This window comes from Curtobacterium sp. 22159 (assembly GCF_052045775.1).
Lineage (GTDB): Bacteria > Actinomycetota > Actinomycetes > Actinomycetales > Microbacteriaceae > Curtobacterium.
The window spans coordinates 112,467-125,944 of record NZ_JBQEPN010000004.1 but is presented as its reverse complement, the minus strand read 5'-3'; the positions used below and the strand labels follow the sequence as shown (position 1 = coordinate 125,944).

The following is a 13,478-nucleotide window of genomic DNA, read 5'->3' as shown; positions in this document are numbered from 1 at the left end:
GGGGGCGCGGGTCAGGCTGCGGCGCGACCGGACAACGGACGACGGCGGAGCCCGGCGTCGAGGACGGCCGGCGGGTTGTACTGCTGGTCGAGCCGTCCGACGTCGGTGCCCGGCGGGACGATGCCGTCGATGCGGTCCAGCACCTCGTCCGTCAGCGCCACGTCGACCCCGGCGAGCAGGTCGTCGAGCTGTTCCATGGACCGCGGGCCGATGAGCGCGCTCGTCACGCCGGGGTGGGCGATCGCGAACGCCATCGCCAGGTGGGTCATCCGGATGCCGGTCTCCTCCGCGAGGGCGACCACCTGCTCCACGGCGTCGATCCGCCGTTCGTCCTGGTTGTGCCGGAACATGGTCGCCCGCGCCAGGTCGGTCTCCTGGCCCTTGCGGAACCGACCGGTCAGCATGCCGCCGGCGAGCGGACTCCAGACGAGCGCGCCCATGCCGTACCGCTGCACGACCGGCAGGACCTCTCGCTCGATGCCCCGGTTCAGGATCGAGTAGGTGGGCTGCTCGGTCCGGAAGCGTTCGAGACCACGACGCTCGGAGGTCCACTGCGCTTCCACCTGCATCGAGGCGGGGAAGTCCGAGCTGCCGATCGCGCGGACCTTGCCGCTCCGGACGAGGTCGGTCAGGGCGGAGAGCGTCTCCTCGAGGTCGACGGTGTCGTCAGGGCGGTGGGCCTGGTACAGGTCGATGTGGTCGGTCCCGAGGCGGCGCAGCGACCCCTCGACCGCCTGCATGATCCAACGCCGAGAGTTGCCGCGGCGGTTCGGATCGTCCCCCATCGGGCCGTTGAACTTCGTGGCGATGACGACGTCGTCGCGTCGACCCGCGATCGCCTTGCCGACGAGTTCCTCCGACCCGCCCTGCGAGTACCGGTCGGCGGTGTCGATGAAGTTGATGCCGGCGTCGAGTGCTCGGTGCACGATGCGGATGGAGTCCTGCTCGTCGCCGTTGCCGATGCGGCCGTCGGTGCCGAGCATCATGGCGCCGAGAGCGAACGGGCTGACCTGGATGCCGGTCCTGCCGAGGGTGCGGTACTGCATGTCGGTTCCTCCTGTCGATGGCGTCCCCTCGGTCCGTGCCGTATCCTGGCTCGAAGTGGAACGCTCTTCCGGAACTATACGGAACGGCTTTCCGTTTATGCAAGAGGCTCCCCGAGGAGGATCCGTGCGCGCCGATGCACGACGCAACGCCGACGCCCTGACCGACGCCGCGAAGGCGCTGTTCGCGACCGACGGCGTCGACGTCCCCGCCAAGGCCATCGCCGACCGGGCCGGCGTCGGTGTGGGCACGCTCTACCGGCACTTCCCGCAGCGTTCCGACCTCGTGGTCGCCGTCTTCCAGCGCGCCGTCGACGCCACCGAGGCCGCAGCCGCAGAACTCGCCGCTGCCCATGCACCTGACGAGGCGCTCGCACGCTGGCTGCAGCGGTTCACCGAGTTCGTCGCGACGAAGCGCGGGCTCGCTGCCGCGCTGCACTCCGGAGACCCCGCGTTCGAGGCGCTGCCGGCGTACTTCCTGGGCCGCCTCGGCGGAGCACTGTCCGGATTGCTCGACGCAGCGGCGGCCGCGGGCACGATCCGGCCCGACGTGGACGCGCCACAGCTCCTGCACGCCGTGGCGAACCTCTGCCACGGCGCACCGTCCGCGGAGCAGAGTCAGGTGCTGGTGGGGCTGCTGGTCGACGGACTCCGCTACCGCGCCACGGCCTGAGCGCCCGGGGTCTGGTGCAGGCGCGCGGCCGCCGTCGCGCGGACCGCTTCGGTCACCCGTTCGAGCAACGGTGAGGCCAGGTTCCACCGCTGCCACCACAGCGCCACGTCGGCCCGGCGCCCAGGGGTGAGCTCGACGAGTTCACCCCGCTCGAGTGCCCCGAGGCACTGCGCCTCGGGCAACATCCCCCACCCGAAGCCGAGCGACACCGCCCGGGCGAAGTCGGCGGAGGTCGGGACGAAGTGCCGCGGACCCGAGGGAGCGTGCCCGAGCACCCGCCGGAGGTAGCCCTGCTGCAGGTCGTCGTCGCGGTCGTAGTCCACGAGCGGCACCCGGTCGAGACGTCCGAGCATCCGCCGCTCGGTGTCGACCCCGGACAGGTACCGGTCCACGAACGCCGGTGACGCCACCGCCCGGTACCGGTCGATGCCGAGCGGGACGGACGAGCACCCCTGCACCGGGTCCGCCTCGGCGGTGACCGCTGCCATGACCGTCCCGGCGCGGAGGAGCTCGGCGGTACGGTCCTGGTCCTCGCGGTGGAGGTCGAACACCACCTCGGTCTCCGCGCGGACGACGGCGAGCGCATCGAGGAACCACGTGCTCAGCGAATCGGCGTTCACGGCGAGCGGGATCGACGGCACCACGGAGTCGCCGCCGCCGAGCGCGCGCGCCGTCTCCTCGTCGAGGAGCTGCGCCTGGCGGGCGTGCCGGAGGACGACCTCGCCGTCGGCTGTGGGCCGCACCGGAGTCGTGCGTTGCAGGAGCACGCGACCGACCTGCTGTTCCATCGACTTGATCCGCTGCGACACGGCCGATGGCGTGATCGACAGCGCACGGGCGGCAGCGTCGAGGGTGCCGTGGTCGATCGCGGCGAGGAGGGTCTCGAGGTGTTCGCGCTGCAGTCGTGGCATGAAGCGCATCTTACGCAGCAACAGGAACCTGAGCTGTACTGCAGACATGGGCGGCCGTACCGTCGTCGTGTGACCGCTCTCCTCCCCCTGCTCGCCGGACTCGGCACCGGACTCGCGCTGATCGTGGCGATCGGTGTGCAGAACGCGTACCTGCTGCGGCTCGCGGTGACCTCGAGCGCCCGGGTGGTCGCGGCTGCCGTGGTGGTGTGTGCGGGGTCGGATGCGGTGCTCATCCTCGCGGGTGTGCTCGGGGTCGGAGCGGTGGTCGAGCGGTTCCCGGTCGCGTTCGTGGTGATCCGGTTCGTCGGGGCCGCGTTCCTCCTGACGTACGGGGTGTTGGCGGCGCGGCGGGTGTTCCGTCCGTCCGGCGACGCACTCCGGCTCGACGACGACGGAGCCCAGACACCGGGCGGGCCGAGTGCGTCGGGTGGGCCGGGGGTACCGAGCGCGACCGCCCACGGCGCCGGAGCTGCGGGGCGGACCCGCACCGCGCCTCCCGGCCCCGCACGCGCACGGACCGGCCACGCGGCCACGCTGCGGACGGCGGTCGTGACCATGCTCGTCTTCACGTGGGCGAACCCGCACGTGTACCTCGACACGCTCGTGTTCCTGGGCTCCGTCGCGAACCAGCAGGGTGTGCAGGACCGGTGGTGGTGGACGGCGGGGGCGGTCCTCGCGAGCTGCGTGTGGTTCGGCGCGCTCGGCTTCGGCGGACGACTGCTCCGACCGTTGTTCGCGCGGCCACTCACGTGGCGGGTCTTCGACGGTCTCGTCGCCCTCGTGATGCTCGGCTTCGGGGCCGCACTCGCCCTCGGCGTCTGACGGGAGCAAGCGCCGCGTCAGCGCCCGAGGGTCAGCGGATCGCGGTGCCCTCGCCCTCCCGCAGACCCTTCCCCACACGGCTGTTGCGTCGGCTGTACCCGAAGTAGATCGCGAAGCCGATGACGAGCCAGATGACGAACCGGAGCCAGGTCTCGACCTCGAGGTTGAGCATCAGCCAGAAGCACAGCACCGCCGACAGGATCGGGACCACGGGCGACCACGGCACCCGGAAGGCGCGGGGTGCGTCCGGCCGGGTGCGACGGAGCACGACGATCCCGACCGAGACGAGCACGAACGCCGAGAGCGTCCCGATGTTGATCATGCCCTCGAGCTTCTCGACCGGGGTGAAGCCGGCGAGGAACGCGACCACGACACCGGCGACGACCTGGACCCGGACGGGGGTCTGCGTCTTCGGGTTCGTCTTCGAGAACCAGCGGGGCAGCAGGCCGTCACGGCTCATCGAGAACACGATGCGCGACAGTCCGAGCAGCAGCACCATGACGACGGTGGTGAGGCCGATGAGCGACCCGACGGCGATGATCCCGGCGGCCCACGGCAGACCGACGAGCTGGAAGGCCGAGGTCAGCGACGGGCTGTCCACGTCGGCGAGACGCTGGTAGGAGACCATCCCGGTGATGACGACGCTGACGCCGACGTACAGCAGCGTCACGATGCCGAGACCGATGAAGATCCCGCGCGGCAGGGTCTTCTGCGGGTTCTCGGTCTCCTCGGCGCTCGTCGCCACGACGTCGAAGCCGATGAAGGCGAAGAACACGAGCGAGGCGGCGGCGAGCAGACCGAACACCCCGTACTGGGCGGGTTCGGAACCGGTGAACCAGGAGACGAGGGACTGCGTCCACACGCTGCCCTCGGATCCCTTCGACGGCTCCGCCGGGGGGATGAAGGGCGAGAAGTTCGATGCCTTCACGAAGAACGCGCCGACGACGATGACGAACACGACGATCGCGACCTTGATGATCGTGATGACCGCGGACACCCGCGAGGACAGGCGCGTCCCGAACACCAGCAGGACGGTGAACACCCCGACGATGAGGACCGGGCCCCACGTGAACCCGATGCCGGCGACGTCGATGGTGTCGGGCACGTCGATGCCGAACACGCCGAGCGCGGTGCTGAGGTAGATCCCCCAGTACTTCGCGATGACGGCGCTCGCGGTCAGCGTCTCGAGGACGAGGTCCCACCCGACGACCCACGCGAGCAGCTCACCCATGGTCGCGTAGGTGAACGTGTAGGCGGAGCCGGCGACGGGGATCGTCGACGCGAACTCGGCGTAGCACATGATCGCCAGACCGCAGGTGACGGCGGCGAGCAGGAACGAGATGACGACGCCGGGTCCGGCGAAGTTCGCGGCGGCGTTCGCCCCGACCGAGAAGATGCCCGCGCCGACGGCCACCGCGATCCCCATGGCGGCGATGTCGAACGTGCGCAGCGAGCGCTTGAGCGACCGCCCCTTCTCCTCGGAGTCGGCGAGGGAGGCCTCGATGGACTTGATGCGGAGCTGTGGTGCCATGGGGTGGTTCCCGTCATCGGCTGGCGGCGGACCCCGCGAGGTTACTGGTGTACCAGTCCGTCACGCAAATGCCGGTATACCGCGGACCGGACGGGAGGCGCGGCGCAGCTCCGGCCCCCACCACGCCTCAGGCGCGGTGCCGGTCAGGCCCCGCGGCGCCAGTCGGCGAGGAACCGCGCGCCCGCCTCGTCGTGGATCACGCCGTCCGGTGCGGTGAGCACCGGGTACGGCGTCTCGGGGACCCCGTCGGCGGGGCGGACGTCAACGTGGGCGACGTCGTGACCGTGCGCGTGCAGCCAGTCCGCCATGGCGTAGTCGCTCCGCGAGTCGCCCATCGTGCGCCACGCCACCGGCAGCTCGCCGTCCTGCGCGAGGAGCTCGAGCGAACGCTCCGCCCCCATGTCCTTGCCGCTGCGGTCGGACTCGACGTCGGTGGAGATGATCGTCGGGTCGACCCGCCACTGCACCGCACCGTCTGCGTCCGGGCGGACGTCGTCGAGCCGCCGGACACCGAGTCCGCGGCGTTCGAGTGCGGCCATCGCCTTCGCGTCGAACTCCGGCTGACGAGCGAGGTACGTGGCGTTCGGCACCTCGACCCGCTGCTCGATCGAGACCATCGCGCGCTTCGTCTCGTCGTAGAAGACCAGGTCGGCGTACTCGCTGCGGACGAGCTCGCGCATCTCGTCGGCGTAGTCGCGAGGCAGGGCGAGGTCCTCCGCCACGGTGAGCTCGCCCATGCCGCCCTCGTACTGCGGGCCGATCGAGCACCACACGGCACCCTTCTCGCAGACCGCGTGCACCCGGCCACCCGCGGCGAGTCCCCCGGCGAGCAGCGGCGCGACGACCTCCTGGCGGATGAACGCGTCGCTGCGCCCGGTGTTGAACACGACGGGGATGCCCTCGGCGGCGAGCGCCACGAGGTCCTCCACGATGCTCGGGATCGCGATGGTGCGGGAGACGGGGCTGGCGATGGGGCCGTCGACGTCGAGCAGGAGTCCGAGGCGTGGTGCTGTCACGCGGACCATCCTCTCGCAGTCCGTCGGCGTCACGGCGCCCCGGCGGAGACGAGCGTCGATCAGCGCCGTGCGGCGACCCGGTCGCGGAACCGGTCGAGCAGCTGGCCGACGACGGCGGGATCGGGGACGTGGCCCTGCCCCGGCACCTCGCGGTACACGGACCCGGGAACGGCCTCGACGACGGCCCGGGCTGCCTGCCGCATCCACTCGAGCCCGTCGCCGCCGGCCGCGACGAGCACCGGGACGCCGACGGCTGCCGCGACCCGTTCGGGGATCGCGAGGCCGTTCAGCACACGGACGTCCCGGCTGAGGACCTGCGCGTCGGTGAGGAGGGAACGCCAGAGCGCGCCCTTCAACCGCAACGCCGTGATCTGCCCCATCGGGACGCCGAGCACCTGCGCGAGGAACGCGCGGACGGCCTGCGCGCGTCGACCGGCCGCGATGTGCTCGTCGAGGACGTCCGCGAACAGGACGTCGTCGGCGTGCGGGTCGACCGAGGCGCGGTAGGGCGGCTCCCACAGCACGGCGGCCGCGAGCGGCACTCCGCCCGCGAGGCCCCGGAGGACGACGCCGGCCCCGACGCACAGCCCCAACGCCGTGACCGGGCCCTCGATGCTGGCGACGACCGCGGCGAGGTCCTCGACCTCGCGCTGGATCGACCACGGGAGCGTGTCGCCGCTCGCGCCGCGCCCACGCCGGTCGTACGTGACGACCCGGTAGCGGTCCCGCAGCGCCCTGGCGAGCCCGGTCAGGAACGGGGTGCCGTGGTGGTCGAACGCACCGCCGACGACGACCAGGGCCGGCCCTGAGCCCGCGTCGGACACGGCGATCACCGTTCCGTCGGCGGAGACGACCGTGCGGTCGACGTGCTGGTCCATGGGGTCCTCGTGGCTGGTCGACCACTGCGTCGCGGGCTGCGTCGGGTCCTTCGGGAGCGGGCCGGGCGGGGTCGTGTGTCGAGCATGGCAGCAGGAGCGCTCCACGTCGACACCCGCAACCAGGGGGAGAACACCGGTTCGCCCAGGGTCAGACGAGGGCCGTGACGCCCACCGACTCGCGCTCGAGCAGCGCCCGCTTCACGTCGAGCCCCCACGCGAACCCCCCGAGCGTGCCGTCGGTCCGCAGCACGCGGTGGCACGGCACGAACAGCGCCGGGGCGTTCCGGGCGCAGACGCTGGCGGCGGCGCGGACGGCGTCGGGGCGGCCCATCGCGGCGGCGAACTCGGTGTAGGTGAGCACCGTGCCGGCGGGGACGAGCCGGAGTTGCCGCCACCCCTCGGCGAAGAGCTCGGTGCCGAACTGCCGGACGGGCACCTGCATGGCGTGCTCGACCTCTCCCGCGTAGAACGCGTCGACGGCGTCCGCCGCGGCGACCCTGCCGTCCGTGACACGCTCGGGCCGGTGTCGGTCGGCCAGCCGTCCGAGGATCCGGTCGACGGCGTCCGTCCACCCCGAGGCGAGGACGCGGCCTTCGGCGTCCTCGAGCACGGTGAAGGGCCCGTCGGGGGTGTCCAGGGTCTGGATGGTTGCGTCGGTCATCGTTCGTCCTTCCGGGGGTCATCGTGTGCACGGCGCGTCCGCACACCTGCCGCGACGGCCCGGTCGACGACCGGACGCCAGCAGTGCATCGTCAGGTAGCTCCGCCACGGCGCCACCCGTTCCGACCATAGGGAGAGCTCGCGCGCCGCACCGGGCAGCCCGAGTTCCTGTGCACCGTTGCGCACGGCGAGGTCGCTGTGGAGGAACACGTCAGGGTGGTGGCGCACCCGGAGCGCGACGTAGTCAGCGGTCCACGGTCCGATGCCCTTCACGGCCAGCAGCCCGGCGCGGAGCTCGTCGAGCGACTGGCCGCCGTCGACGACGAGCGATCCGTCGGCGAGCGCTTCGGCCACGCGCAGGATGGTGTCGATCCGCGCGGCGGGTCCGCGCAGGACCTCCCGCCCCCGGGCCGCGATGACCTCGGCGGCGGGGAACAGCCGACCGTCGGGTGCGATCGCCGGGTCCACGGGCGAACCGAGCGCGGCGACCAACCGGGTCTGCGCCGTGCGGGCCGCTGCCACGGACACCTGCTGGCCGATGAGGGTGCGGAAGACGACCTCGTGCGGGTCGACGGCGCCGGGCAGCCGGATCCCGGGGACCCGGGCGACGGCGTCGGCGAGCTCCGGGACGGCACCCAGGACGGCGTCGACGGCCACCGGGTCGGCGTCGAGGTCGAACGACGACCGCACGCGCGCGACGAGGGTCGGCAGGTCGGACAGGTCGGTGACGCGGACCTGCAGGTCGATCCCGGTCCCCCGACCGGCCGCGTCCGGGACCGCGGCCGTCGCGGTGAAGCGGGCCGCGCCTCCCGGCAGGTCCAGCAACCGTCCGTACGAGGCGACCCGACCCGTGTCGTCGAACCCGACGTGTTCGGTGCCCGGCAGGGCGTGCAGCGCGTGCCACTCCAGCAGTCCCTGCGCGTCGAAGGGCGCCCGTGCCGGGAGGTGTACGTGCAGCGCGCCGTCCGTGGTGGGCCGCGGCGCGCGCCGGTCGCGGAGCTCGGTCGGGGTGACCGCGAAGACCTCGCGCACGGTGTCGTTGAACTGGCGGACGCTCGCGAACCCGGCGGCGAACGCGACGTCCGCGATCGGCAGGTCGGACGACGTCAGCAGGGTGCGCGCCGTCTGCGCACGGTGTGCGCGGCTGAGCGCCTTCGGACCGGCACCGAGCTCCGCGGTCACGATGCGGTTGAGCTGCCGCTCGGAGTACCCGAGGCGCGCCGCGAGCCCGGGGACACCGTCGCGTTCCACCACCCCGTCGAGGACGAGGCGCATGGCGCGACCGGCGACGTCCTCACGGAGGTCCCACTCCGGACTGCCGGGCGTCGCCTCGGGCAGGCACCGCTTGCACGCCCGGAAGCCCGCGAGGTGGGCGGCGGCGCTCGTGCGGTAGAAGGTCACGCCCGACTCGCGCGGCGTGCGCGCGGGACACGATGGCCGGCAGTAGATGCCCGTGGAGTGCACGGCGGTGACGAACTGGCCGTCGAAGCGGGCGTCGCGTGAGGCGACGACGCGGTACCGCTCGGCGTGCAGCGCGTCGGGTGGGGTGGACATGGCACCAGCCTGACACGCGGCCCCGACATCGACTGGCGGGAATCGGACACCGCAGTGACGGCTCGGGAGGCGCGGCTAGCGTGGTCGCGTGACCTCCGTCCACGACGTGGTCGACCTCGGCGACCTGCCCTTCCGTACCGACGTCGAGATCGCGGTGCTGCTGGTGTCCCCACGGCACCGCTACGAGGGGCGCCCGGCGGACGGAGCGCTGCCGGCGGACGGACCGGAGCTGCGCGGGACCGTCGAGCTCCGCGCCGGGCTCGGGATCGTCGGCGACCGCTACTTCGCCGCACGCGCGCACGTGCACGCGTCGGTGACGGTCATCGGGCTGGAGGGGCTCGAGGCCGTCGGGGCCGAGCTCGGCGTGGTCGTGGACCCGGCGGCCACACGACGCAACGTGTACCTCCGCGGCGTCGACGTCGAGGCGCTCCGGGGCGAGCCGTTCTCGTTGACGAACACGACCGCCGGGTCCGACACCGTCCGGTTCCGCGGGTACCGGCCCGCGAACCCCTGCGCGTGGATGGACCACCAGGTGGCACCGGGAGCGTTCCGCGCGATGCGCGGACGGGGCGGGGTGCGGTGCGACCCGGAGTCCGACGGTGTGCTCGCCCTCGGTCCCGCGGTGCTGCGCACGGCCCGCCCCGTGCCCGTGCCCTGATCAGCGCACGACGGGAGCTCTCGGGTCGGGTCAGGCGCTGAGCGCGTGGTCGAGGGCGTCGACGAACGCGGGCAGGTCGCCCGGGTTGCGCGAGGTGATCAGGCCGCCGTCGACCTGGACCTCGCGGTCGACCCACCCGGCACCGGCGTTGCGCACGTCGGTCTGCAGGGACGGGTAGGACGTGATGGTCCGGTCCGTCAGCACCCCCGCCTCGACGAGGGTCCACGGGCCGTGGCAGATCGCGGCGACGGGCTTGCCCGACTCCACGAACGCCTTGACGAGCGCCACCGCCTGCTGGTCGGTGCGGAGGGTGTCCGCGTTGATCGTGCCGCCGGGGACGACGAGCGCGTCGAAGCCGTCGAGCGAGACACCGTCGATGGTGGTGTCGACGTCGACGCTCTTGCCCGGGTCCTTGTCACCGACGAGGGTCTGGATCGAACCGGTCTCCTGCGCCGCCACCGTCACGGACGCACCGCGTTCGCGGAGCTGGTCGACGGGGACGACGATCTCGTCCTGCTCCACGCCGTAGTTGGTCGCGATGACGAGGACGTTCTTGCCGTCGAGGGATGCCATGGTCGCTCCTTCCGCGGCCCGGTCCTTCCGGCCGCGGGTCCCAGGCTCGTCGCGACGGCCTGGGTGCGTTCGCAGACCGTTCAGCCCCGGATGCGGAACGCGGAACCCTCGCGCGCGACCTCGACCCCGTCGAAGCCGACGACCCGCTGCAGTCCGGCCGTCACCGGGTGGTCCAGCCCGCCGACGACGACCGTGGTGGCCCCGGAGGAGACCGCGGCCTCGAGCCCGGCCGGCGCGTCCTCGAACGCCACGCACTCCTCGACCGGGACCCCGAGCAGCGCTGCGCCGCGGAGGTACCCGTCGGGGTGGGGCTTGCCGCGCGGGGCGTCCTCGGACGGCACGAACGCCGCGGGCAGGGACACCCCGGCCGCCGCCATCCGACCGACCGCGAGGTCCCGCGGCGCGCTCGTGACGAGTGCGACGGGGACGCCTGCGTCGAGGAGCCGCTCGACGAACGCCGCGGCGCCGGCGATCTCGACGATGCCCTCGGAGCTCGCGCTCTCCTCGGCGACGAGGGCGGCGGCGATGCGCTGCTGCTCGTCGAGGGGCAGGTCGGGCAGGAAGCGCTGGACGGTGTCGATCGCCTGGCGTCCGTGCGAGAACGCGAGGATCTCGGCGGGGTCGATGCCGTGCCGTGCGCCGAACCGGCTCCAGGTGGCCTCGACCACCGCGGTCGAGTCGACGAGCGTCCCGTCCATGTCGAAGAGGACCCCGGACGCCACGATGTCGATCACGGGCCCGACCCTAGCCCAGTCCGCCCGGGATCAGCGCGCCCGCACGGAGCGGGTCAGGAGCACGTCGCCCGCGCCACGGAGCACGTGGACCGGGCGCATCCGCCGCAGATCCGGCGAGGACCCGCGCGCGATCCGCGGACCCGATCCGCCCTCGAGCGTGGGGTCGATGGTCAGGGTCAGCTCGTCGACGAGGTCCGCCGCCACCAGGGCGCCGAGGAGGGTCGGGCCACCCTCGCAGTGCACCGCCCCGAGCCCGCGCGCGACGAGTGCGTCGAGCACCGCACGGACGTCCGCGGCCTTCGGATCGGTCGTGCTGCACGGCACGACGTCGGCGACCGCGGACAGCGCCTCGGCCCGGGACGACGCCGCACCCGTCGCCGACGTCAGCACGACCGGTCGGATCGGGGCACGGGTGAACACCGGCGACGCCGGATCGAGCGACAGGGAACCCGAGACGATCGCGAACACCGGGTGGTCCGGCATCCCGCGGGTGCGGCGCCAGGCCACGTCCGCGTCGTGGAGCACCATCGGCCCGTAGCCCTCGTCGCGCACGGTGCCCGCGGCGACCAGCACCACGTCCGCGACCCGGCGGAGCAGGTCGAACACCCGCAGGTCGTCCGCGCCCCCGAGCGAACCCGTCGTCCCCGCGGCGGAGGCGGAACCGTCGAGGGTCGTCACGAAGTTCACGCGCAACCACGGCGACCGGACGCCGTCGGTGTACAGCGCGAGCAGGTCGTCGTCGGACAGGTCCGCGACGAGCGGGGGCAGGAGGTTCACGTGTTGTGCCTCGCCTCGACCGGAGCGCGCCAGCCGAGCGTCGCCTCCACCATCCGCATCGCGTCCACGCTCGGGCCGACGTCGTGCATCCGGACGATCCGCGCGCCGAGCATCGCGCTGACGGTGGCGACCGCGAGCGAACCGGGCAGCCGCTCACCGCGGGGGCGGCCGAGGGACTCCCCCACGAAGTCCTTGTTCGACACGGCCGCCAGCACCGGGTACCCGAGCGCCACGACCTCCGGGAGCCGACGCGTCAGTTCGAGGGTGTGCACCGTGGTCTTGTTGAGGTCGTGCCCGGGATCGACGACGATGCGGGACTCCGGGATCCCGGCGGCGAGCGCCCGGTCGACCCGTTCGCGCAGGAAGTCGACCACCTCGGACGCCACGTCCGCGTACCGCGGCGGCGCGGGCAGCTCCCGGCGGGGCTCGGCGAGCGAGTGCGTGATCACGATGGTGGCCTCGGAGTCGGCGACCACCCCGGCCATGCGCGGGTCCGACAGCCCCGTGGTGTCGTTCACGACGCTCGCTCCGGCTTCGATCGCCGCCGCCGCGACCTCGGGCCGGAAGGTGTCGACGCTGATCGTCACGTCGGACTCCTGCGCCAGCTGCCGGATGACGGGGACGACGCGGTCGGCCTCGTCCGCCGCCGGCAGTTCCGGCCCCGGCGCGAACTTCACGCCGCCGATGTCCACCCAGTCGGCGCCCTCGTCGGCAGCCCGGACGGCCGCCTCGACGGCGAGGTCGAGCGCGAAGGTCGCACCACGGTCGTGGAACGAGTCCGGGGTGCGGTTGACGATCGCCATCACCGCGATGCGGTGGTCGAAATCGAACGTGCGGCGGCCGATCGTCCGGACCGGGTCGCGCAGGTCCGGCACGACCCACCCGGGGGACGGGAGGCGCGGCTCGCCCCGGTCGGCGCTCACGCGTCCGCCTCGGGGTCGGCCGACGCTCCGGTGTGGGTGCCGGTGCCGATCAGCGCGATCGCCTCGGCCCGGCCGGCGGGGTCGGCGAGGGTCCCGGTGGCGGCCACGGTCACGGTCGTCGAACCGGTCTGCCGTTCGCCGCGCGTGGTCACGCACTGGTGCTGGGCGTCGAGCACCACGAGGACGCCGGCGGCGCCCAGCCCCTCCGCGATCGTCGCCGCGACCTGCTCCCCGAGGCGCTCCTGCAGCTGCGGACGCGAGGCGACGGCGTCGACCACCCGGGACAGCGTGCCGAGGCCGATCAGCCGGTCCCCCGGCGCGTACGCGAGGTGCGCGACACCGAGGAACGGCAGCAGGTGGTGCTCGCACACGGAGCGGAACCGGACGTCCCGGACGACGACGAGCTCCCCGCGCTCGCCGTCCTCGGCGTGCACCGTGCCGTCGCGGGCGATCGCGACCGCGTCCGTCCCGACACCGGCGAAGAACTCCGCGTAGGCGTCGGCCACCCGGCGCGGGGTGCGTGCGAGTTCGGGGCGGTCCGGGTCCTCACCGATGCCGAGCAGGAGCTCGCGCACCGCGGCCTCGACGCGGGCACGGTCCATGCGTGACGTCACCCGTCCATCCAACACCAGCGATGGCCGCAGAACGCGAGCGCGCTGTCGGGTGCCACGTACCCCGGCAGCCGCGCCGCGCCTCCAGGCCGTCCCCCGTGCCACGCCGCGGTC

General features: G+C 73.1%; 15 protein-coding genes. 3 read left to right on the top strand and 12 right to left on the bottom strand.

Annotated elements, in window-relative coordinates; genetic code table 11:
• Positions 1-11: 11 nt before the first annotated feature.
• The gene (locus ACTJKO_RS06365; RefSeq protein ID WP_440686847.1) at positions 12-1,046 is read right to left on the bottom strand and encodes an aldo/keto reductase; all 1,035 of its coding nucleotides are present in this window, start codon (positions 1,044-1,046) and stop codon (positions 12-14) included.
• A gap of 124 nt (positions 1,047-1,170) precedes the next feature.
• Between ACTJKO_RS06365 and ACTJKO_RS06360 the strand changes: the two genes are divergently transcribed.
• Positions 1,171-1,716, top strand: a complete 546-nt coding sequence (locus ACTJKO_RS06360; protein WP_440686845.1) for a TetR/AcrR family transcriptional regulator — start codon at positions 1,171-1,173, stop codon at positions 1,714-1,716.
• On the opposite strand, the gene ACTJKO_RS06355 is transcribed toward ACTJKO_RS06360, so the two are convergent.
• On the bottom strand, positions 1,698-2,627 hold the full coding sequence (locus ACTJKO_RS06355) for a LysR family transcriptional regulator ArgP (RefSeq protein ID WP_440686843.1): 930 nt from the start codon (positions 2,625-2,627) through the stop codon (positions 1,698-1,700). The genes ACTJKO_RS06360 and ACTJKO_RS06355 overlap by 19 nt on opposite strands.
• A gap of 69 nt (positions 2,628-2,696) precedes the next feature.
• Here ACTJKO_RS06355 and ACTJKO_RS06350 point away from each other — a divergent pair, with 69 nt between their 5' ends.
• Complete coding sequence (locus ACTJKO_RS06350) at positions 2,697-3,449, top strand: LysE/ArgO family amino acid transporter (RefSeq protein WP_440686841.1); 753 nt, start codon at positions 2,697-2,699, stop codon at positions 3,447-3,449.
• A 31-nt stretch (positions 3,450-3,480) separates the two neighbouring features.
• Here the strand turns inward: ACTJKO_RS06350 and ACTJKO_RS06345 are convergent, their stop codons facing one another.
• From ACTJKO_RS06345 to ACTJKO_RS06325, 5 genes are all read right to left on the bottom strand, one after another.
• Positions 3,481-4,980, bottom strand: a complete 1,500-nt coding sequence (locus ACTJKO_RS06345) for an APC family permease (RefSeq protein ID WP_440686839.1) — start codon at positions 4,978-4,980, stop codon at positions 3,481-3,483.
• A gap of 143 nt (positions 4,981-5,123) precedes the next feature.
• Positions 5,124-6,005, bottom strand: coding sequence for a hypothetical protein (locus ACTJKO_RS06340; protein WP_440686837.1), 882 nt, complete (start codon positions 6,003-6,005; stop codon positions 5,124-5,126).
• A 50-nt stretch (positions 6,006-6,055) separates the two neighbouring features.
• Complete coding sequence (locus ACTJKO_RS06335; protein ID WP_440686835.1) at positions 6,056-6,874, bottom strand: alpha/beta fold hydrolase; 819 nt, start codon at positions 6,872-6,874, stop codon at positions 6,056-6,058.
• Positions 6,875-7,022: 148 nt separating this feature from the next.
• A complete protein-coding gene (locus tag ACTJKO_RS06330; RefSeq protein WP_440686833.1) occupies positions 7,023-7,535 on the bottom strand; it encodes a methylated-DNA--[protein]-cysteine S-methyltransferase in 513 nt (170 codons plus the stop codon).
• A complete protein-coding gene (locus ACTJKO_RS06325) occupies positions 7,532-9,088 on the bottom strand; it encodes a DNA-3-methyladenine glycosylase 2 family protein (RefSeq protein ID WP_440686831.1) in 1,557 nt (518 codons plus the stop codon). The genes ACTJKO_RS06330 and ACTJKO_RS06325 overlap by 4 nt, the downstream gene beginning before the upstream one ends.
• Before the next feature lie 88 nt (positions 9,089-9,176).
• Here ACTJKO_RS06325 and ACTJKO_RS06320 point away from each other — a divergent pair, with 88 nt between their 5' ends.
• Positions 9,177-9,746 carry a molybdenum cofactor biosysynthesis protein gene (locus ACTJKO_RS06320; RefSeq protein ID WP_440686829.1) on the top strand — a complete coding sequence of 190 codons (570 nt, stop codon included), beginning with the start codon at positions 9,177-9,179 and terminating at the stop codon, positions 9,744-9,746.
• A gap of 30 nt (positions 9,747-9,776) precedes the next feature.
• Here ACTJKO_RS06320 and ACTJKO_RS06315 read toward each other — a convergent pair whose 3' ends face one another.
• From ACTJKO_RS06315 to folE, 5 genes are all read right to left on the bottom strand, one after another.
• The gene (locus tag ACTJKO_RS06315) at positions 9,777-10,319 is read right to left on the bottom strand and encodes a type 1 glutamine amidotransferase domain-containing protein (protein ID WP_440686827.1); all 543 of its coding nucleotides are present in this window, start codon (positions 10,317-10,319) and stop codon (positions 9,777-9,779) included.
• Positions 10,320-10,399: 80 nt separating this feature from the next.
• Positions 10,400-11,053, bottom strand: coding sequence for an HAD-IA family hydrolase (locus tag ACTJKO_RS06310; RefSeq protein ID WP_440686826.1), 654 nt, complete (start codon positions 11,051-11,053; stop codon positions 10,400-10,402).
• A 30-nt stretch (positions 11,054-11,083) separates the two neighbouring features.
• The gene (locus ACTJKO_RS06305) at positions 11,084-11,830 is read right to left on the bottom strand and encodes a pyrimidine reductase family protein (protein ID WP_440686824.1); all 747 of its coding nucleotides are present in this window, start codon (positions 11,828-11,830) and stop codon (positions 11,084-11,086) included.
• On the bottom strand, positions 11,827-12,753 hold the full coding sequence (folP, locus tag ACTJKO_RS06300; protein WP_440686822.1) for a dihydropteroate synthase: 927 nt from the start codon (positions 12,751-12,753) through the stop codon (positions 11,827-11,829). Before folP ends, ACTJKO_RS06305 begins: the two co-directional genes overlap by 4 nt.
• On the bottom strand, positions 12,750-13,355 hold the full coding sequence (gene folE, locus ACTJKO_RS06295; protein ID WP_440687095.1) for a GTP cyclohydrolase I: 606 nt from the start codon (positions 13,353-13,355) through the stop codon (positions 12,750-12,752). Before folE ends, folP begins: the two co-directional genes overlap by 4 nt.
• Positions 13,356-13,478: the final 123 nt, after the last annotated feature.

What these genes read in the sequence shown, in the direction of transcription:
- ACTJKO_RS06365 (WP_440686847.1), bottom strand. Translation starts at nt 1,046, where the DNA reads ATGCAGTACCGCACCCTCGGCAGGACCGGCATCCAGGTCAGCCCGTTC.
- ACTJKO_RS06355 (WP_440686843.1), bottom strand. Translation starts at nt 2,627, where the DNA reads ATGCCACGACTGCAGCGCGAACACCTCGAGACCCTCCTCGCCGCGATC.
- ACTJKO_RS06345 (WP_440686839.1), bottom strand. Translation starts at nt 4,980, where the DNA reads ATGGCACCACAGCTCCGCATCAAGTCCATCGAGGCCTCCCTCGCCGAC.
- ACTJKO_RS06340 (WP_440686837.1), bottom strand. Translation starts at nt 6,005, where the DNA reads ATGGTCCGCGTGACAGCACCACGCCTCGGACTCCTGCTCGACGTCGAC.
- ACTJKO_RS06335 (WP_440686835.1), bottom strand. Translation starts at nt 6,874, where the DNA reads ATGGACCAGCACGTCGACCGCACGGTCGTCTCCGCCGACGGAACGGTG.
- ACTJKO_RS06330 (WP_440686833.1), bottom strand. Translation starts at nt 7,535, where the DNA reads ATGACCGACGCAACCATCCAGACCCTGGACACCCCCGACGGGCCCTTC.
- ACTJKO_RS06325 (WP_440686831.1), bottom strand. Translation starts at nt 9,088, where the DNA reads ATGTCCACCCCACCCGACGCGCTGCACGCCGAGCGGTACCGCGTCGTC.
- ACTJKO_RS06315 (WP_440686827.1), bottom strand. Translation starts at nt 10,319, where the DNA reads ATGGCATCCCTCGACGGCAAGAACGTCCTCGTCATCGCGACCAACTAC.
- folE (WP_440687095.1), bottom strand. Translation starts at nt 13,355, where the DNA reads ATGGACCGTGCCCGCGTCGAGGCCGCGGTGCGCGAGCTCCTGCTCGGC.